The 20,014-nt window shown below is 67.7% G+C and carries 17 protein-coding genes; 4 read left to right on the top strand and 13 right to left on the bottom strand.

Annotated elements, in window-relative coordinates; translation table 11 throughout:
* Positions 1 to 16: 16 nt before the first annotated feature.
* The 4 genes from ABJF88_15750 to ABJF88_15735 form a co-directional block, all read right to left on the bottom strand.
* Positions 17 to 847, bottom strand: coding sequence for a polyphosphate kinase 2 family protein (locus ABJF88_15750; GenBank protein ID MEP0548391.1), 831 nt, complete (start codon positions 845 to 847; stop codon positions 17 to 19).
* 77 nt (positions 848 to 924) lie between these two features.
* Positions 925 to 1,557 carry a DUF937 domain-containing protein gene (locus ABJF88_15745; protein MEP0548390.1) on the bottom strand — a complete coding sequence of 211 codons (633 nt, stop codon included), beginning with the start codon at positions 1,555 to 1,557 and terminating at the stop codon, positions 925 to 927.
* A gap of 34 nt (positions 1,558 to 1,591) precedes the next feature.
* Positions 1,592 to 3,382, bottom strand: a complete 1,791-nt coding sequence (gene pabB / locus ABJF88_15740; protein MEP0548389.1) for an aminodeoxychorismate synthase component I — start codon at positions 3,380 to 3,382, stop codon at positions 1,592 to 1,594.
* 56 nt (positions 3,383 to 3,438) lie between these two features.
* The gene (locus ABJF88_15735; GenBank protein MEP0548388.1) at positions 3,439 to 3,915 is read right to left on the bottom strand and encodes a hypothetical protein; all 477 of its coding nucleotides are present in this window, start codon (positions 3,913 to 3,915) and stop codon (positions 3,439 to 3,441) included.
* Between the two features lie 417 nt (positions 3,916 to 4,332).
* On the opposite strand from ABJF88_15735, the gene ABJF88_15730 reads away from it, so the two are divergent.
* Complete coding sequence (locus ABJF88_15730) at positions 4,333 to 4,860, top strand: hypothetical protein (protein MEP0548387.1); 528 nt, start codon at positions 4,333 to 4,335, stop codon at positions 4,858 to 4,860.
* Positions 4,861 to 4,954: 94 nt separating this feature from the next.
* Here ABJF88_15730 and ABJF88_15725 read toward each other — a convergent pair whose 3' ends face one another.
* Complete coding sequence (locus ABJF88_15725; GenBank protein MEP0548386.1) at positions 4,955 to 8,413, bottom strand: methylmalonyl-CoA mutase family protein; 3,459 nt, start codon at positions 8,411 to 8,413, stop codon at positions 4,955 to 4,957.
* 223 nt (positions 8,414 to 8,636) lie between these two features.
* Between ABJF88_15725 and ABJF88_15720 the strand changes: the two genes are divergently transcribed.
* From ABJF88_15720 to ABJF88_15710, 3 genes are all read left to right on the top strand, one after another.
* Entirely contained in the window at positions 8,637 to 10,088 is a 1,452-nt protein-coding gene (locus tag ABJF88_15720; GenBank protein MEP0548385.1) for a T9SS type A sorting domain-containing protein, read from the top strand.
* Positions 10,089 to 10,262: 174 nt separating this feature from the next.
* Positions 10,263 to 11,378: an alkene reductase gene (locus tag ABJF88_15715; GenBank protein ID MEP0548384.1), complete on the top strand. Its 1,116-nt coding sequence runs from the start codon at positions 10,263 to 10,265 to the stop codon at positions 11,376 to 11,378.
* Positions 11,379 to 11,394: 16 nt separating this feature from the next.
* Complete coding sequence (locus ABJF88_15710) at positions 11,395 to 12,282, top strand: hypothetical protein (protein ID MEP0548383.1); 888 nt, start codon at positions 11,395 to 11,397, stop codon at positions 12,280 to 12,282.
* 1 nt (position 12,283) lies between these two features.
* On the opposite strand, the gene ABJF88_15705 is transcribed toward ABJF88_15710, so the two are convergent.
* The 8 genes from ABJF88_15705 to ABJF88_15670 all read right to left on the bottom strand — a co-directional run bounded on the left by ABJF88_15705 (position 12,284) and on the right by ABJF88_15670 (position 20,014).
* Positions 12,284 to 12,910: a 4'-phosphopantetheinyl transferase superfamily protein gene (locus tag ABJF88_15705; protein MEP0548382.1), complete on the bottom strand. Its 627-nt coding sequence runs from the start codon at positions 12,908 to 12,910 to the stop codon at positions 12,284 to 12,286.
* A gap of 27 nt (positions 12,911 to 12,937) precedes the next feature.
* Entirely contained in the window at positions 12,938 to 13,222 is a 285-nt protein-coding gene (locus ABJF88_15700; GenBank protein MEP0548381.1) for a hypothetical protein, read from the bottom strand.
* Positions 13,223 to 13,369: 147 nt separating this feature from the next.
* The gene (locus tag ABJF88_15695; GenBank protein MEP0548380.1) at positions 13,370 to 13,984 is read right to left on the bottom strand and encodes a superoxide dismutase; all 615 of its coding nucleotides are present in this window, start codon (positions 13,982 to 13,984) and stop codon (positions 13,370 to 13,372) included.
* Between the two features lie 223 nt (positions 13,985 to 14,207).
* Positions 14,208 to 14,789 (bottom strand): hypothetical protein, encoded by a 582-nt coding sequence (locus ABJF88_15690; protein ID MEP0548379.1) that lies wholly within the window; start codon positions 14,787 to 14,789, stop codon positions 14,208 to 14,210.
* Positions 14,790 to 14,875: 86 nt separating this feature from the next.
* A complete protein-coding gene (locus ABJF88_15685) occupies positions 14,876 to 16,363 on the bottom strand; it encodes an NADH-quinone oxidoreductase subunit N (protein MEP0548378.1) in 1,488 nt (495 codons plus the stop codon).
* 72 nt (positions 16,364 to 16,435) lie between these two features.
* A complete protein-coding gene (locus ABJF88_15680) occupies positions 16,436 to 16,726 on the bottom strand; it encodes a 4a-hydroxytetrahydrobiopterin dehydratase (GenBank protein MEP0548377.1) in 291 nt (96 codons plus the stop codon).
* Positions 16,727 to 16,738: 12 nt separating this feature from the next.
* Positions 16,739 to 18,337, bottom strand: a complete 1,599-nt coding sequence (locus ABJF88_15675; protein MEP0548376.1) for a sodium:proton antiporter — start codon at positions 18,335 to 18,337, stop codon at positions 16,739 to 16,741.
* A 69-nt stretch (positions 18,338 to 18,406) separates the two neighbouring features.
* Positions 18,407 to 20,014, bottom strand: a complete 1,608-nt coding sequence (locus ABJF88_15670; protein MEP0548375.1) for an NADH-quinone oxidoreductase subunit M — start codon at positions 20,012 to 20,014, stop codon at positions 18,407 to 18,409.

The following is a 20,014-nucleotide window of genomic DNA, read 5'->3' as shown; positions in this document are numbered from 1 at the left end:
CCGCCACCCGACGGGATCACTCGATGGAGTCCGGCGGGTACTCGGCGGGGTCGAACGTCGGCTCTGGATACTGCGGGTCCATCGCTTCCAACGTCTCTAGCAGGAGCTGGCTGACGACGAGGTCCCGGAACCACCGTTCTTCGCCGGGAATGACGTACCACGGCGCGGTTTCCGTCGAACACCGGGTGAGGGCGATCTCGAAGGCGTCCATGTACTCGTCCCAGCGCGCACGCTCCTTGAGGTCGGCGGGGTTGAACTTCCAGTGCTTGTCCGGCTTCTCCAGCCGCCGCCGCATTCGTTCGAGCTGGTAGTCCTTCGAGACGTTGATCATCAGCTTTAGGACCCGCGTGCCCCCGTCGGCGAGGAGCGACTCGAAGTGGTTGATGTGCTCGTAGCGGCGCTCGATCACGTCCGGCGCGGCCCAGCCGTGGACGCGGACGATCAGCACGTCTTCGTAGTGCGAGCGGTTGAACACGCCGATGTATCCGGCACCGGGCGTTCGTCTGTGGATGCGCCACAGGAAGTCGTGCGCGAGCTCTTTCTCCGTCGGCTTGCCGAAGTTCCAGACGCGGACGCCCTGCGGGTTGAGGCCCCCGAGGACGTGCTCGATGGTGGAGTCTTTGCCCGCGCCGTCCATCGCCTGCAGAATGACGAGGAGCGACTGCTTGCGCTCGGCGTAGAGCCGTTCCTGCAGGTCGTCCAGCCGGTCGAGGTTGTCCTCCACCTGCTCGTCGACCCGGTCCTCATCGCGGTCTTCCACGAGTCCCTGCGTGTCGGCCGGGTCGCGCTCGGCGAGGCGGGGAGGCTGACCGGGGGAGACGAGGTACCGGCTGAGATCGATGCGCATCGGAGAGGGGGCGAGGTGAAAAGACGAGGGGCGGGACGCCGGCGACGTCCCGCCCCTGAATCTAGGGCTATGCTCTATTACCGTTTGCCCAGAAATCCGCCGAGCATCCCGGCCACGTCGTCGAGCGGGTTCCCGTCGCCGTCGCGATCGAGGAAGTTGCCGATCGTGCCGAGCAGATCGTTCGGTGCGGCTTCGCGCGAGCGCGAGGCCTCGCGGCCGATGAGGTCGGAGAGGCCGCCGGCGTCGAGATTTTGCTGGCGCTTCTGCCGGCCGAGGTACGCCATCACGAGGGGGGCAAGCGTGATGAGCATCCGCGTGACCTGCCCGCTGTCGAGCCCCGTCGCTTTCCCGACGCCCTGCTGCACCTGCGGCAGTTGCTTCCCGAAGATGTGGCCGAGGATCCCGGTCCCGTCCGCAGCGCGAGGGCTAACCCCGGCCGCGGAGGCCGCCGATCCCGCCCCGGTGAGGTTGCCGATGAACCCACCGAGGTTGTCGAGCAGGCTCCCGTCGTGGTCCTTTTCGAGCGCCGTGGCGAGGGACTGCGCGCCGCTCGGGTCGTTCGTGTTCCGGTTCATCGCGCCGAGGATGAGCGGGAGCGCCGCCATCATCGCGCGCTGCGTCGTCTGCTCGTCGGTGCCGACGGTGCGGCTGAGGTTCTGGAGGGTGCCGCCGCTGAGCGCGGGGCCGAGCATGTCGAGGATGCCTGCCATATCGGAGAGGGGAGTTGGGGAAGGAGGGACACGGTCACGGCTCGGGCACCGCCGCGACGGTCACCTCGTGCCAGCCACGCAGCGCGTTGCAGAGGTAAACGGCATCGGCATCGAAGAGGTCCGCCGCGTGGAGCTTATGCTCGGTGGCACCGGGCCGCGTCGCCAGCACGTGCGCCCGGAAGACGCCGTCGAGCCCGCCGGACGCGAGCGGGGGCGTGAGCAGCCGGCCGCCGCGCCGGACGAACACGTTCGTCCGCGTGCCCTCGGTGACCTCGCCGCATTCGTTCAGCAGGAGCGCTTCGTCGAAGCCTCGTTCCTGCGCCCACGCGAAGGCACGGTCATAGAGCGGCCGGTGCGTCGTCTTGTGGCGGAGGAACGGGTCGGCGGCGTCGACGGACTCGGCGAAGACGACGGCATTGCGGAGTGGGAGCGGGGCCGCGGCGAGGTGCGCAGCTTCGATATTCACACGGCCGCTTTGGTCAAACGTGAGCCGCAGCCGGTACGCGATGTCGGGGCGGAGATCGGCGGTGTCAGCCGTCAGTCTCTCGCGGATCAGCGACTCATCGAAGGGGAATCCGAAGTAGGCCGCGCTGCGGCGCAGCCGGTCGAGGTGGCGATCGAGGAGGGCGCAGCCGCCGTCCCACCGCATCGTTTCGAGCAGGGCGAAGTCCGGGAGGGGCGGGGCTGTGAGAAACCGCGCTTTCAGCACGCACTCGTCGTACTCCGCGTCGGCGTCGGAGTCCCACACGACACCGCTGCCGCTCCCCATCCGCCCCTCGCCATCGCGCAGGACGACGGTGCGGATCGGCACGTTGAACACGGCCCGGCTGTTCGGCCCTGCGAACCCGACGGCGCCGCAGTACACGCCCCGCAGCTCGCCCTCTAGCTCGTCGATGAGCTGCATCGCGCGGATCTTCGGCGCGCCCGTGACCGAGCCACACGGGAACAGCGCCCGGACGATCTCGGCCAATCCGACGCCCGGCCGCAGCCGCGCCTCGACGGTCGAGGTCATTTGCCAGAGCGTGTCGTAGCGCTCGGCGGTGAAGAGCGCCGGCACCCGCACCGACCCCGGCTCCGCAACGACGGAGAGGTCGTTGCGCAGGAGGTCGACGATCATCAGGTTCTCGGCACGGTTCTTCGCATCGTCCGTCAGCCACCGCGCCTGCGCCGCGTCCTCCTCGCCCGTCGCGCCGCGCCGCGCTGTCCCCTTCATCGGCCGGGCGGCGATGTCGAGCCCGTTTCGGCTGAAGAACAGCTCCGGCGAACGCGAGAGCACCCACGTCTCCTCTGTGCGAACGAGCGCTCCGTACCCAACGCGCTGCCGCTGCCGGAGCGTGCGATAGAGCCCGACCGGGTCGCCCTCGAACCCGAAGCGGAACGGCGCGGTGAAGTTGATCTGGTAGACGTCGCCTGCGCGGATGTGCGCTTTGATGCGAGCGATGCGGTCCCGGTACGCCGCCCGGTCGAGCGCGAACTGCGGCTCAGTGAGGCTGTACGTGCCCGCGCCATCGAGCAATCTTTCCACTTCGGCCGTGGCCAGCCGTTGCGGCGCACGGTACACGCCGAACCACGCGAGCGGGCCGGGCTGCGAGGCGATTTCGGCGACCCGCTCGAAGGCGTATCCGGCTTCGTACGCGAGGTATCCCGCAACCCATTCGCCAGCCGCCGTTGCTCGGTCCAACTCGGCGAGGAGCGGAGGCACCTCGCTGAGCGTGTGCGCCGTCAGGACCCGCTCGGGGTCGGTGAAGAGCAGCGGTCCCGTCGCCGTGCCGGCCGCGTCGGGCCAGGCCGTGTCGAGCAGGACGGAGTCGGGCGGAAGGGTCACGGCGGGCGGCGAGAGAGCGAGCAGGCGCTACGCCCCGACCGGCCGCCGTGATCCACTCAGCCGACGCCGAAGAGTGGCTCGGTGCCGTCCGTGCTGAGGTGGCGGAGCGCGTCGGCGAGGGCGTTGTACGTGCCGCCGAAGCGGAGTTGGGCGAGGACGTCGTTGCGGCCGGTGCAATAGCCGAGGAAGACGTGTGGGCGCTGGAGGTGGTGCAGCCCCTCGCGCACGACCCACGCATGCCACGGGCCGTACTCGTTGTCCTCAAAGCCAAACAGACCGCAGTAAAGCCGGTGCGTCGCTTTGCCGATGTCCTCTTCCTCGTTCAGTTCGCCGAGTTCGAGCAGGCGTTGGAGCGCCCCGTAGAGGTAACCGGCGAGGAAGTCGTGCTGAATGTCCGAGAGGACGAGCGTCGAACGCGGCCCTTCGTACCCCGCCTCGCGGAGCGGGCGACGTACGGATCGGAGCACGCGGGCGACGGCCTCACGGACGATCGCTTCGATGTATGCGGAGGATTTTCGACGGGGAGGATTCATAGGGGGATGGCGGTGGGAGGTGGCAGATCACAGGTCCGACAGGACGCCGATACAAACTGCGTGCGGCGGCGCTGCTTCCCGCGCGCTTCCGGCGCATTGTTACGCTGCCTTTTCAGCCGCGTCCCCTAATCCTGCCGAAATCCGACGTGTCTCACCGCGTCGCCGAAGCGATACGGCTTCAAACGCCTCACATGGTGCGCCGGCCCCGACCGCCGGCCTCGAAGAGCGCCGTCGTGATCTGGTCGGGCGAGCACACCCGCGCCGTCCCCATCAGTCCGCAAGACGTTGCCGCCCTCGGCGGCCCTCGGCGGCCCTCGGCGGCCCTCTCCAACCACCTCCACCCTCGCTCATCAACCCAACAAGCCGCCGCCGATATATTCTCTCGTTCGCTTTCACTCACCTACGCTCTGCCCTTCTATGTCTTACCAGAACCTACTCGGACGATTCGGTCTCGGGCTCTGCCTCGTTCTGTCCCTCGCCGCCTGCGATACGACAGAGTCCACCGACGACGGAGACGGGCCAGGCACCACGCTCGGCAACGGCACCGTCACCATCACCGGCGACGTCAACACCTCCATCGACGGCGGCGCAGCCTTCTATGACGGAGGAGAGGGCTTTGACCTCTTAATCGCTGCCTATGACTTTACCATCCCTTTCGACGATAGCAGCGACCTGGGTGACGAGTACCTAGCGATTAGCGTCCCTGAGGCACTTCGCACGGGGACCATTACCATTGACCGCGAGGCCGAGGTGTACGTGGAATATCAACGCCCGGAAGGCGACCTCTACGCTCGGAGCGGCACCATCACCATCACCGAGGCCAGCAACGAGCGCCTCGTCGGTACCATCTCGGCCGTAGTCGGCCGTCCGACTTCAGACTCGACCTACTCGTCGACAGCGGAAATGCAAGCTTCGTTCGAGGCTCTCCCGTTGGGCATCGATTAACGCGAGGCATCGCCTCACCAGACCAACCGGCGCATGCAGAGTGCCCCGCCTCGGACCTGAGGCGGGGCACTCTTTCGTTCGGCTGGAGCCGCTCTTACATGTTGCGCCGGTACTGCCCGCCGACCTCGAAGAGCGCCGTCGTGACTTGTCCGAGCGAGCAGACCTGCGCCGTGCCCATCAACTCGGCGAAGACGTTGCCGCCCTCGCGGGCGACGGTCTGGAGCCGGTCAAGGGCTTCGCCCGAGCGGTCGGCGTTGCGGGACTGGAACGCGCGGAGGTTGGCGATCTGCCGTTGCTTCTCCTCGTCCGTCGAGCGCATGAGTGGGACGGTCTGCGGCTCTACCATCGCGCCATCGCCCGAAGTGAACGTGTTGACCCCGACGATCGGGAGGTCCCCGGAGTGCTTCTTGTGCTCGTAGTACAGCGACTCGCCCTGGATTTTGCCGCGCTGGTACATCGTCTCCATCGCGCCGAGCACGCCGCCGCGGTCGTTGATCCGCTCGAACTCGGCGAGGACAGCGGCCTCGACGAGGTCGGTCAGCTCGTCGATGATGTAGGCGCCCTGGATCGGGTTCTCGTTCTTGGCGAGGCCGAGTTCACGGTTGATGATGAGTTGGATCGCCATCGCGCGGCGGACGCTCTCCTCGGTCGGCGTCGTGATGGCCTCGTCGTAGGCGTTCGTGTGAAGGCTGTTGCAGTTGTCGTAGATCGCCATCAGCGCCTGCAACGTCGTGCGGATGTCGTTGAAGGCGATCTCCTGGGCATGGAGGCTGCGGCCGGAAGTCTGGATGTGGTACTTCAGCTTCTGCGCCCGCTCGCTCGCGCCGTAGCGGTCGCGCATCGCCACGCTCCAGATCCGCCGCGCCACACGGCCGAGCACGCTGTACTCGGCGTCCATCCCGTTCGAGAAGAAGAACGAGAGGTTCGGGGCGAACTTGTCGATGTCCATCCCCCGGCTGAGGTAGTACTCGACATACGTGAACCCATTCGAGAGCGTGAGCGCGAGTTGGGTGATCGGGTTCGCCCCGGCCTCGGCGATGTGGTAGCCGGAGATCGAGACGGAGTAGTAGTTGCGGACGTCGTGGTCGATGAAGTACTGCTGCACGTCGCCCATGCAGCGGAGCGAGAATTCGGTCGAGAAGATGCAGGTGTTCTGCGCCTGGTCCTCTTTGAGGATGTCGGCCTGCACGGTCCCACGTACGGTCGCGAGAGCGCGCGCACGGATCTCGTCGTACGTCGACTGATCGAGCACGCCCCAGTCGACGAGGTCCTGCCCCGTGCAGCCGAGGAGGCCGAGCCCGCTGCCGTCGTGGCCCTCGGGCAAGCCAGCGCTCTCGTACGGCGTGTAGACCGGCCGTTTCTTGCCGAGCTTCTTCGCGAGGACCTTGTCGGCCTTGTCCCACCGGCCCTCTTCACGCAGGTGCTTCTCCACTTGCTGATCGACGGCCGTGTTCATGAACAGGGCGAGGATCGTCGGCGCGGGGCCGTTGATCGTCATCGAGACGCTCGTCTTCGGGTCGCAGAGGTCGAAGCCGGAGTAGAGCTTCTTCATGTCGTCGAGCGTGCAAATGCTTACGCCCGCATTCCCGACCTTGCCGTAGATGTCAGGCCGCTCGTCGGGGTCTCGCCCGTAGAGCGTGACGCTGTCGAAGGCCGTCGAAAGCCGCTTGGCCGGGAGGCCGAGGCTGACGAGGTGGAACCGGCGGTTCGTCCGCTCCGGCGTGCCCTCGCCGGCGAACATCCGCGTCGGGTCCTCGCCGGTGCGCTTGAGCGGGAAGACGCCGGCGGTGAAGGGGAAGTAGCCGGGGATGTTTTCGAGGAGCGCGAAGCGGAGCCGCTCGCCGGGGTCCTCGGTGCGCGGGAGCGCGACGCGCGGCACCTTCGTTCCGCTCAGCGTCTCGTGCGTCAGCGGCTGGCGGATTTCGCGCCCGCGCACGGTGTAGACGAGTTCGTCCTGCCGGTACTGCGCGGCGAGATCGTCCCAGTTGCGGAGGATGCTGCGGCTGCGGCCGTCGAGCTTCTCCCACCAGTAATCGGCCATCTCGCCGAGGCGGGATTCGAGCGCCTCGCGGTCCTCGGGCTGCCAGTCGGCGACCTGCGCCTTCGCACCCGCTGCCTGCCCCCACTTCCGGGCGAGGGCGACCTGGGCCTCGGCGTAGCTGCGGTAGTCGCGGCACGCGTCGGTGATCTCGGCGAGGTAGCGCTGCCGCTTCGGCGGGATGATGGCCTGCTCGTTCGGGTCGACGGCGGGGAGGGTGGCGGCGTCGTAGATCCGGCTCTCGCGGCCGAACTCGTGCTTCCGGTTGAGCCGGTCGAGGAGGGCGAGGTAGAGGCGCGAGACGCCGGGGTCGTTGAAGTGCGAGGCCATCGTCGGGTAGACCGGCATCGACTCGGGGCCGCGGTCGAAGGCGGCGCGGTTGCGCTGGACCTGCTTTTTGATGTCGCGGAGGGCGTCTTCGGACCCGCGCCGCTCGAACTTGTTGAGCGCGACGAAGTCGGCCACGTCGAGCATCCCGATCTTTTCGAGCTGCGTCGGCGCGCCGAAGTCATGCGTCATCACGTAGAGCGAGACGTCGACGAGCTCGGCCACCTCCGTGTCGCTCTGCCCGATGCCGGCCGTTTCGAGGAGGATGAGGTCGAAGCCCGCCGCCCGGCACACGCCGATCGACTCTTCGAGGGCCTGGCTCGTCGCGCGGTGCGCCTGCCGGGTCGCGAACGAGCGCATGTAGACGCGGTCGGCGTACTCACCGTAAATCGCGTTCATCCGGATGCGGTCGCCGAGGAGCGCACCGCCCGTCTTCCGCCGCGTCGGGTCGACCGAGAGGACGGCGACGTGGAGGTCGGGGAAGTCGTGCAGGAAGCGGCGGACGAGTTCGTCGGTGAGCGTGCTCTTGCCCGCACCGCCCGTCCCCGTGATCCCAATGACCGGCGCTTCGACGTAGACCTCCGGCGCCCCGTCGCCGCCCATCCCGGCATGGACCGGGTCGAAGAGTTCCTCGACATCTTCGACGAGGTTGCCTTCGACGGCCGTCAGCAGCTTCGCGAGAGCGCGGGGCTCACGGCTCGGCTCGTCGTCTTCGATCAGGTTCTGCACCTTCCCGTCGAGCACGTGGACGGTCTGGAAATCGGCCTCGCGGAGCATATAGTTGATCATCCCCTGGAGGCCGAGGCGCATCCCGTCCTCGGGCGAGAAGATCTTCGCCACGCCGTAGGCTTCGAGCTCGGCGATCTCCTCGGGCACGATCACGCCGCCGCCGCCGCCGTAGACGCGGATGTGGCCGCAGTCGTGCTCGCGCAGGAGGTCCACCATGTATTTGAAGTACTCGACGTGGCCGCCTTGGTACGACGAGATCGCGATCCCCTGCGCGTCCTCCTCGATCGCCGTCTTCACCACGTCGAGGACCGAGCGGTCGTGACCGAGGTGGATGACCTCGGCGCCCGAAGCCTGCAGGATCCGCCGCATGATGTTGATCGAGGCGTCGTGACCGTCGAACAGGCTGGCGGCGGTGACGAAGCGGACGGGGTGCTTCGGGGAATAGCTCGTGGGTTCCATCGGAGACTCGGGGAGGATGGCGGCGGGAGAAAGCGCTTCCGGTGATGGGCAAAAATAAACAACGCGCGGGAGGCAATCGGGGATTCGCCCGAATCGCACGGGAGACGACCCGCTTTATATTCGGTTATGTACTCTAACTAGCGTAACCTAGCGCGACTTCGCCCGGCCCCTCGGCGTGCCGCTGCTCGGCCTATTCCTTCCCCCCTCCAGACCTTTCGACACCATGCGCTCTCGTTGGATCTTACTCGCTGCATCCCTCGCGTTCTCTCTCCCCGCGTGGGCGCAACCCGCCGACCACCCGTTCTTCCCCCTCGCCGAAGGAAATGTGTGGATCCACGATGTCTACGGCCTCTCCGGCGGACATCGCACGACGACCGTGCTCGGGTGGGAGGGCGAAGGCGACGAGGCGTTCTGGCGCGTCGGCGTGTCGTTTGCGCGGTTCGACGGGGGCGCGCCCACGGAGAGCGAGTGTGCCGTGCGGATCGTAGAAAGCGGAGGAAACCACTCCGTCGAAGTGACGCTGCTCTCCGGAACGAGTTGCTTCGCCCTCGAGGTGGAACCCCTTCTCCCGGCCTCCGGCACGCCTGGGGCCGTGTGGGTGACGGGTCAGCCCCACACGCTGACCCTCCAGTCGATCTCGGCGTCGAGCCCGCAGGGCCCCCCGATTCACTGCATGCGCGTCGCCGAGAACGTCGGCGTGTTCAGCCGGTCCTCGTGCAGCGCCCTTTTCGGCGGGGGTCGCAACCTCACCGAACGCCTCGTCTACGCCGTGGTGGACGGGACGACGTACGGCACCCACCCGGACGATTTCTTCGCATCGCACGACCCCATGCAATACATGCCCCTGGACGTGGGCAACCGATGGATTTACGAGGTTTCGCGATATGACACGGGGTTGCCCTCCTCCTCCTACCTCAATGAGTACCTGATCACGGGGTTCAATGAGACCACCGGCCGCTACGCTCTGACGCTGACACGCTCTGACGAGGGGGAAGTGACGGCGACCTACTCCTGCCAGATCTGGATGGACCCCGCCGGACGCATCCGGTTCTCCGGCTCTTCCGCCTGCGTGTTGGGCACGTCGCCCCTCCCGGAATCGAAGTGGAGCTTCCGGTTGATCGGAGCCAGCGCACTCCAGTCCTACGATATCTCCGGCATCCCGTACGACCTCTTGACCCTGTCCTTCTCCGAGAGCATGCCTCGGTACAACGCCTACGACAACCAGGTCTCGACCACCTACCAAAGCGCGCATGGGCTCGGCCTGCTCCATTACGATTACGACTACTACAACCTCAACGCCAACTACGGCACGGGACGGACCTACACCCTCCTCTTCGCCGACACGGGCGAGGCGGTGTACGGAGTGAACCCGGTCGCCTCCGAGGACACGCCGGTGACACCGGACCGACGGCTGCGCCTCTCGGGCCATCCCAACCCGTTCTCCGGCTCGGCCGAGATCGCGTTCCACCTCCCCTCGCCCGGAACCGCCCGTCTCGCCGTCTACGACATGCTCGGCCGCGAGGTCGCTGTGCTCGCCGACGGCCGGTTCGACGCCGGGGACCACGCGGTCCAACTCGACGGGACGGAGCTGCCGAGCGGGGTGTACCTCGTGCGGATCGAGGGCGAAGCCGGCGCCGGCGCCGTCGCGACGCGACGCGTGACGCTCATCCGGTAGCCGCAGGACACTGCAATCGGCGTATGGTTTCGGCCGGGGCCGCCCTCTTGCGCAGGGTGGCCCCGGTTCCGTTGTGGGGGCGGCGGTCTCTTCGGCGATTGCCCTAGAACTTATTTGTTGCAACAGACGTTTGCAGATGCCAACGCGCTTCTCTTCTACGGAAATGACACCGGCATGAACCTCCTCTCTTCGCACGCCCTCGGCCCGCTCCTCCTCCCCAACCGCGTCGTGCTCGCCCCGCTCACACGCAGCCGCCACCCGCAGGCCATCCCCAACAACCTCGCCCCGACGTACTACGCGCAGCGTGCCTCGGCCGGCCTCCTCATCGCCGAGGCGACGCAGGTGGACCCGCGCGGGCAGGGCTATCCCGACACGCCCGGCATCCATTCCGAAGCCCAGGTCGAAGCCTGGCGCGAGGTGACGGACCTCGTCCACGCCGTCGGCGGTCGGATCTTCCTCCAGCTCTGGCACGTCGGCCGCGTCTCGCACTCGGCGTACCACGGCGGCGCGCTCCCCGTCGCGCCGTCGGCGATTCCGGCGCAAGGGAAGGTGATGCTCCCGGACTTCAGCATGACGGAGTTCGAGACGCCGCATGCGCTCACGACCGACGAGATCGCCGATGTCGTCGCGCAGTTCCGCCACGGCGCCGAGCTCGCCCAGGAGGCCGGGTTCGACGGTGTCGAGATCCACGGCGCGAACGGCTACCTCATCGAGCAATTCCTCTCGACCTCGTCGAACCAGCGGACGGATGCGTATGGCGGCTCCGCCGAGAACCGCGTGCGCTTCCTGCGCGAGGTGACGGCGGCCGTGCTGGAGGTGTGGCCCACCGAGCGCGTCGGCGTGCGGTTCTCGTTCGGGCAGGGATCGAACGGCGTCACCGACGCGAACCCGACGGAGACCTTCGGGCTCGCTGCCCGCGCGATGGACGAAGCAGGGCTCGCCTATATCCACGCTGTCCGCCCGAACGCGCAGATGGGCACGGCCGGCGGCGACACGCCCGACGTGCTCCGCATCGTGCGCGATAATTATGACGGTACGCTCATCGCGAACGGAGGCTACGACCGTGCCGAGGGCGAGCAAGCCGTCGCCGACGGCCGGGCCGACCTCATCGCCTACGGTCGCCCCTTCCTCGCCAACCCCGACCTCCCGATCCGCTTCGCCGCGCAGGCGGCCGGGCTCGACGCCCCACTGAACGAGCCGAACCAGGCCACGTTCTATGGTGGCGGCCCCGAAGGCTACACCGACTACCCGATCTGGCCCGCCGAGCAGACCGAACTCGAACCCGCCTGACCTACCCCTCCTGCCGATGCGCCCCGCCTCCGCCCTGCTCGCCCTCGTCCTCGTCGCCGGCTGCGCCTCCGATCCGGCTCCGCGGGCGGACGCCGATACCCCCGCTGAAACGGTAGCCCTCGCTGCGCCCTCACCGAACGAGGTCGAAGTGCGGGTGGGTGAGGCGCAAGCTCGGCTCGCGGAGAGCGAGGCGGGGCGTCGCGTGTGGGCCTCGATCGTAGCCCACGGCGGCCTCGCGCGCTGGTACGGCAACGGCCCGCTCCACTTCCGCTACCGCTACGAACGCGGCGGCGACGAGCCCGCCATCGACACGGAGCAGACGGTGGATACGTGGAGTTCGCGGGCGCGGCACACCGTCATGCCCGACTCGTCGGCGTCGTTCGGGTGGACGGGCGATACGGCCTGGATTCAGCCCGCCGGAGCCGACATTTCGACGAACGCGCGCTTCTGGTCGCTCACGCCGTACTACTTCGTCGCGATGCCGTTCGTCCTCGCCGACCCCGGCGTGAACCTCGCGCTCGACGGGCAGATGACCGCGGAAGGCGAGACGTACGACCTCGTCCGCGTCACCTTCGACGCCGGAACAGGCGACGCGCCCGACGACTACTACGTCCTCCTGCTCGATCCCAAAACCGACCGCGTCGGTGGCGTGCGCTACGTCGTCTCGTACCCCGGCTTCTTCCCCGAGGGTGGCACCACGCCGGAGCGGCTCATGCTCTACGACGGCGCGCAGACGGTGAGCGGCATCACGCTACAGGAAGGCTTCCGTTCGTTCGCGTGGACCGCCAACGGCGTCGGCGAGCCCGCCGCGCAGGGCACCGTCTCCGGCGCCCGCTTCGTCCCCGACGCGCCCGATTCCCTCTTCGCAATGCCAGCCGGGGCCGACGTGCAAGAGGCGATGTAGCTCAGAAAGCGACGGCGACGAAACAACCGTCACGCTGGTCATAGACGAGCGACCAGCTTCCCCCCTCTTCGACGCTGACCGTCGCCGCCTGCCGCTCAGGATCGACGGACAGCCGGAGCTTTTTCGGCGAGACGCGGAACCCGGTCCGCATCGCTTTCAGCGTGGCTTCCTTCAGCGTCCATACGAGTATCTGCGCCGCGTCGTGGTCGTGCGGCAGCGTTTCGAGCAGGCCGTACTCATCCGGGTGAAGCATGAACCGGTAGAGGTCGGCACGACGCGGCCGAATCACTTCGAGGTCGACGCCAACGGGGCGGGGCGAGACGGCGGCGGCGGCGAGCGTCCGCTCGGATGTGGCGGCGTGTGCGATGGAGACGTGCAGGCGCCCGCCGTCGAGTTCCGGCGCGCCGTCGGCCGCAACGCGCAGCGGTACGTCCGGGGCGGCAACAGCGAGGTGGTCGGCTAGCAGCGCCCGCGCCGTCGTCCGGCCGAGCGCGAACTCGCGGCGGCGCTTCTCGCTGCCGAACCCCCCGACCCGGTCCCGCTCGCCCGGAGGCAGCGCGTCGAGCGAGAGCGGAGCCGCCGCCTCGTGCACGGCAAGGCGGAGCGCAATGTCGTCCGGCAGATTCATGCAGGCAGTATACCGCCCGAACCGCCGCTACGCCGCGTGCCGCAAGCTCCAGTCCCCACCGACGGAGACGAACACGCGCGCCTCCGACTGCGACCGCCCGACGGCGGCGCGGATCTCGCTCGCGAGACGGCGGTGGAGCGCATGGGCCGTCGGCCCTTCGAAGACGCCCGCGTAGGTGTTGCGCGGCAACACGTGCGACTCGTTGCGGCTATCGACGAGGCAGCTGAGCAGGCCGAGGGCGGCCAGTTCGCGCTCGACGGGCGCGCGGTCGGTGTCGGCGAAGTCGAGGGTAGTAACGACGAGGTAGCTCATAACCGGGGCGTTGGTGGGTGATGCGCCAGGCTACGGCCCGGGGGTGACAGCCCTGCGTCGCACGTGTCCCGTACATTTATACCTTAATGCGAAGCGGGGCGACAGGCCTCGGCCCGCCGCCCCGCTCGATGTCGGAAAGCGCTCGCGCTACGACGTGTACTTCTTATAGCGCCGGTTCGCCTCGTCCCAGTTGACGACGTTCCACCACGCGCTCACGTAATCGGGCCGCTTGTTCTGGTACTTGAGGTAGTAGGCATGCTCCCACACGTCGATACCGAGAATCGGGTGGGCGCCGTGCATCACGGGGTTGTCCTGATTGGCGTGCCCGTGGACCTGCAATTTCCCACCGTCGGTCACTTCGAGCCACGCCCAGCCGGAGCCGAACTGCCCCGTCGCCGCGCTCTCGAACGTCGACTTGAAGGCGTCGAACGAGCCGAAATCGCGGTCGATGGCATCGGCGAGGTCGCCGGTGGGCTGGCCGCCGCCGTTGGGCGACATCGTCGTCCAGAAGATGCCGTGGTTGAGGTAGCCGCCGCCGTTGTTGCGGACGGCCGTGCGTTTCTCTTCGGGGAGGGCGTCGAGATTGGCGAGGGTTTTCTCGATGGGCTGGTCGGCCCACTTCGTCCCTTCGAGGGCGGCGTTGAGCTTGTTGGTGTAGCCCGCGTGGTGCTTGCCGTGGTGGATGCGCATCGTCTGCTCGTCGATGTGCGGTTCGAGCGCGTCGTAGGCGTACGGGAGGTCGGGCAGGGTGAACTGAGCCATGAGGAGCGAGGGGTTGGGTGAGTAGTCTCGGAGGTGTCGATGTTCAACGGGGATGCGGGCCGAGCGTTTCCATCGCCGCCCCCCGAACGGCACCGCGAATCCCGCCGCGGCGCGCCGCGCCTCATCGCCGAAGGGCGAACACGTGGGTTCGCCCCTACGCTTGCCGAATCGTCGTAGGGGCAGACCTGCGTGTCTGCCCCCGACCGTCGGGCCACCGCAACGCCTATCCCTCGCGCAGCACGTCGAGCAACCGGCGGTAGTCCGCGTCAGCCAGTTTGCCGGCGGCGCGGAGGTCGGCGAGGGCGCGTTCGACGGCGGTGACGTCCGTGCCCGTGGCGGCGGACGCCAGAGCGCTCGACGCGGCGCAGCGGCGCCCATCGTCGGCGCGGGCCGAGGCGAGCATGGCCTCGTGGAGGAAGCGGGCGACGTACTCGGCAGCGTCGGACCGCGCGGAGAAGTCGAGGGCGTGCGTCGTCGTGGCGCGGCCCTGGTTCACGTCGAGCTCCACCTTCCGCCCGCCGAGGAACAGCCGCTTCTCATCGACGCGGACGATGTCCTCGTAGCGGATCGTCTGCGCCGGCGTGAGGTCGTTGTTCTGGTAGACGAGACGGTCGGCGAGAAAGACGGCGCCGTCTTTGGCCGAGCCGAGGCGGGTCGCGTCGTAGAGGGCGAGCACCGCGCCGGGCGCGATCTCCGGCGCGTAGTCCCGGAGCGCCGCCTGGAGCTTGTCGGCCGGGATCGACGGCGCGCGGTAGAGCCCGTGCTGTGGGGCCTGCGGGAGGTATTCGCGGAGGAGCGCTTCCATTTAGGTATGGGAGGGTGGACGTGTGAGAGTGTGGGCGAGAGGGACTTCCATACGTCCACACCCCCCTACCTCCATACCGTAACCGCTCACCCCCGCGCGGCGAAGGCGGCTACGTCGACGAAGAACATCCGTGTCGTCTCCAGCACGCCGCCGGGGAGGACGCCGAAGAACAGCAGGCCTACGGCGCATGCGACGAGGACGACGGCCGTCAGCGCCGAGACGGGGAACGACGCTTCCTGCACGTTCACCGGCCCCTCCTCGGGCGACTTCATCCAGAACGCCACGAGCACGCGGAGGTAGTAGAACGCCGACACGATGCTCGCGATCACGCCGACGAGCGCCAGCCACGTCATGTCGGCCTCGACGGCGGCGGCGAACACCTTGTACTTCCCGATGAACCCGGCGAGCGGCGGGAAGCCGGTGAGGGCGAACATGAACACGCCCATCGTCACGCCGAGGATCGGCTTGCGGTAGCCCGCACCGGCGAGGGAATCGAGCGTCTGCTCGGCCCCCTGCTCGGCGTCCCACTCGAGCGCGGCCATCACGCCGAAGGCGCCGAGGTTCATGAGGGTGTAGGCGAGGAGGTAGTAGAGCGCCCCGCTGTATCCCTCGACGCTGCCCGCCGCGATGCCGGTCAGGACGTAGCCCGCGTGCGCGATCGACGAGTAGGCCAGCATCCGCTTCACGTTCGTCTGGCTGAGGGCGAGCACATTCCCGAGCACCATCGTCACCGCCGCCACGGCCGCGATCACGAGGCTCCACCGCACCGCGAGGCTCGCCTCTGCCATCCCGACCGACAGCACGAGGATGAGCGCGGAGAACGCCGCCGCCTTCGACGTCGTCGACATGAACCCGGTGATCGTTGTCGGCGCACCCTGGTACACGTCGGGCGTCCACATGTGGAACGGGACGGCGGACACCTTGAAGAAGAACCCGATCAGGAGGAGCGCGAGGCCGGCGAAGAGGAAGCCCGTGCGGCCGGTCACGAGGATCGCCGCCGGCATCTCAGCCAGCACCATCGTCCCCGTCGCGCCGTAGATCAGCGCGATGCCGTAGAGGAAGAACCCCGTCGAGAACGCGCCGAGGAGGAAGTACTTCAGCGCGCTCTCGTTGGCGCGCGTGCCCGAGCGGACGAGCCCGGTGAGCACGTAGAGGCAGATCGACATCGTCTCCAGCCCGACGAAGATCGAGACGAGGCTGGCCGACGCGGCGAGCACCATCATCCCCGTCGTGGCGAAGAGGATGAGCGCGTGGACCTCGCCGTAGTTGTGCCCGATCCGCTGGAGGTACGGGACCGAGAGGATCACGCTGCCGAGCGCGCCGAGGAGGATCACGGCGTTGACGTACGACGCGTAGCCGCCGGCGAAGAGCTGGTCGGCGAAGATCGGGATGCCGGGCGTGCCCATCCGGAACAGCTCGATCCCGAGCGCGACGGCGATCCCCGCCCCCGTGATCCACGGGATCTCCGGCGCGTCGTTGCGGAACGAATCGTAGAGCACGATCACGATCCCGAGGAGCGCGACGAGCACGGTCGGGAACGCGGCGGCGAGGTCGCTGAAGAGGGAGGCGTACATCGGGGGGTGGTTAGTGGTTAGTAGTCAGTGGATAGTGGCTTGCCGTTGCATCATGCAACAAACCACCAACAACTATCCACTAACCAGGCTCTCAATCGCCCGCGCGAGGTCCACATCCTTCTGCGTGACCCGGTTGCCGGCATCGTGCGTGGTGAGGGCGATCTCGACGCGGTTGTAGACGTTCGAGAGGTTCGGGTGATGGTCCCGCTCTTCCGCCTCAAACCCGATGCGGACGATGAACGCGATCGCCGCGCGGAAGTCGCCGAGCGTGAACGTCTTCGCGAGCGCGTCGTCGGCGTGCGTCCAGCCCGGCAAGTCGCCGAGGGCGGAGCGGATCTGGTCGTCGGAGAGCGGGGCGGCCATCGGGTGGAGAGGTTAGCCTGCGATCGGGATGATCCAGCCGCTGAAGAAGACGAGCCAGACGAGGGCGTAGATCGGGAGGAGGATCGGGAGCGAGTAGCGGAACATGTAGCCGCCGAAGCTCGGCGTCTCGACGCCGCTCGACTGCGCGATCGCCTTGACCATGAAGTTCGGGCCGTTGCCGATGTAGGTCAGCGCGCCGAAGAACACGGCCGCCACCGAGATCGCCTGGAGGTAGAAGCCCGTCGCCGCGCCGGGGTGCGCCGCGAAGTCGAGCACCTCGGCGGGGATGTTCACGTCGAGGCCGAACTTGCCCATCGCGGCGGAGAGGAAGGACACGTAGGTCGGCGCGTTGTCGAGCACGCCCGAGAGCAGGCCGGTCCCGAAGTAGAACGTGTTGACCCCGAGCGTGTCGGCGTTCTGCGCGGCGAACTGCCCGATGAGCGTGAGCGCCGGCTGCATCGTGAGGAAGATGCCGACGAAGAGCCAGCCCACCTCGCGGATCGGCTCGAAGTTGAAGTCGTTGCCCTTGAGCACCTCGGGCTTCGCCGTCTTGTAAGCGAGGAAGCAGACCGCGAACATGATGATCTCGCGGATGCCGAAGGGCACGTGGATCAGCTCGTGGAGGTCGGGCACGAACGCGAAGATGTTCGGGTCGATGAACACGCTCGCGATGATGACGGCGAGCCAGCCGAAGCCGGCCTTCCCCGTGATCGTGATGTGGCTCTTCGTGTGGTCGGCGGGGACGGGCATGACCGCGCCTTCGCCCTCACCGGGGTCGACGTCGATGCCCGATTCCTCCATCCGCTCGCGGTTGCTCTCCAGCTTGTTCCGCGCGTCGAACACCCAGAACACAGCGATCAGGATGAGGAGCGTCGGGAGCCAGATGTACCAGACGTGGACGAGCGTCCAGAAGAACGGCACGCCGCGGAGGAAGCCGAGGAAGAGCGGCGGGTCACCGATCGGCGTGAGCGCGCCGCCGACGTTCGAGACGCAGAAGATGAAAAAGACGATGTGGTACGGCTTGATCCGCCCGGCGTTGAGCCGCATGTAGGGCCGGATCAGCAGCATCGACGCGCCCGTCGTCCCGATGAAGTTCGAGATCACCGACCCGATGAACAGGAGCGCGGCGTTAACGCGCGGGCTCCCGGCGTAGTCGGTCTTGATGAGGATGCACCCGCTCGCGACGAAGAGGCTCGCCAGGAGCGCGATGAACGAGAGGTATTCCTGAGCGGCGTGCATGATCGGCGTGCCCGTGTGGAGCACGACGAGGTAGTAGACCGCGACGATGGTGCCGAGCGCGACGGCGTACTTCGGGTAGTGGTGGTGCCAGTGGTGCGGGTAGAACAGCGGCCCCGTCGCGATCATCAGCAGGAGCACGACGAACGGAATCACCAAGAACAGCGGCGGTGCGGGGCCGTGACTCTCGTCCTCCCCGTGGACGCCCTCCCCTTCAGCGACCGTGACATCGTCCGGCTCGGTGTCGGCCGTCAGCGGCGCCTCGCCGTGCTGCTCGGTCGTAGCGGGAGCGTCCTGCGCCAGCGCGGGGTTCCCCACGACGCCGACGAGCACCGTCAGGAGGAAGATGCGAAGCAGGGTGGCGGCGGGAGGCATCGGGCGGGCGAGTTGGGTGAGGAGGTAGAGACGCGACAGGTCGCGCCTGTACGGGACGACCGTGCGGCGCTACGGTGCCGAGGTCGGAACAGCTGGGGCCGGCAGCGTGAGCTCTTCGACCGGCACGCCGGCCGCGTCGAGTGCGGCGATCCGCTTCGTCTCGATGACTTCGAGCAGGGCCTGCACGGCGGGCTCGCTCTTGGCGAGGAACGGCGCCGGGCCGAAGCCGAGCCAGAACATCAGCACCACGAGCGGGACGAGGAGGCCGATCTCGCGGAGGTTGAGGTCCGGCATCGTCGCGTTCGGCGAGTCGGCGGCGAGCGGGCCGTAGAACGTCTTGTAGAGCATCGTCAGGAGATAGACGGCGGCGAAGATCACCCCGCTCGTCGCGATCGTCGTGATCCACCACGCGCCGAGGACCGTGCTCTTGAACGTCCCGAGCAGGATCAGGAACTCGCCGACGAACCCGTTCAGCCCCGGCAGCCCGACGGAGGCGAGCACGCTGAACACCATGAAGAAGGTCAGGATCGGGACGGACTTCGCGATCCCGCCGTAGTCGGCCATCAGCCGCGTGTGGCGCCGCTCGTAGAGCATCCCGATGAGGAGGAAGAGCGCGCCCGTCGAGATCCCGTGGTTGACCATCTGGATCATCGCGCCCTGCAACGCCTCCGGCGTAAACGCGAAGATGCCGAGGACGACGAAGCCGAGGTGGGCCACCGACGAGTACGCCACGAGCTTTTTCGCGTCCTCCTGCGCGTACGCCACGAGCGCGCCGTAGATGATCCCAATGAGGGCGAGGATCGCGATTGGCACGGCGAACTGCTGCGCGGCGTTGGGGAAGAACGGGAGGCAGAAGCGGACGAGCCCGTACGTCCCCATCTTCAGGAGCACGCCGGCGAGGACCACGGAGCCGCCCGTCGGCGCCTGCACGTGGGCGTCGGGGAGCCACGTGTGGAACGGGAAGAGCGGGACCTTGATGAAGAACGCCAGCGCGAAGAGCACGAAGAGCCACGTCTGCGACCCGAGCGGGACGCCGAAGGCGAGCAGCTTGTACCAGTTCGTCGTGAACACGCCGCCGTTGACGGCGTCGCCCGCCGCGAACCCGATCCACAGGAGGCCGACGAGCATGAGGAGCGAGCCGAAGAGCGTGTAGAGCACGAACTTGACGGCGGCGTAGACCCGGTTCTCGCCACCCCAGATGCCGATGATGAAGTACATCGGGATCAGCGTCAGCTCGAAGAAGATGTAGAACAGGAAGAGGTCGAACGAGGCGAACACGCCGAGCACGCCGGTCTCGAGGATCAGCAGGAGCGCGAAGTACCCCTTGACGTGCTTGCCGATGTAGGTCCACGACGAGAGCACGATGATCGGCCCGAGCAGTGTCGTCAGGAGCAACAGCAGCAGGTTCAGCCCGTCCACGCCGACGAAGTAGGTGATATCGACACCGGGGAACCAGTTCAACGTCTGCTCGACGAGCTGCGGCCCCTCTCCCGTCGAGACCGCCGGGTCGAACCCGAACCACAGCCCGAGCGAGACGACGAACGTCACGAGCGTCGTGCCGAGCGCGGCCCAGCGCACGGCCCCGTCGCTCGGCATGAGAAGGGTGACGAGCGCGCCGAGCGCGGGCAGGAAGATCACCCACGAGACGAGGTGCGAGAGGCCAGCGAGAAGGTCCAT

Source organism: Rhodothermales bacterium, from assembly GCA_039944855.1.
In the GTDB taxonomy this organism is placed as follows: domain Bacteria; phylum Bacteroidota; class Rhodothermia; order Rhodothermales; family JANQRZ01; genus JBBSMX01.
Note: the sequence above shows the minus strand (reverse complement) of the source record. Positions and strands in the feature narration are given on the sequence as shown.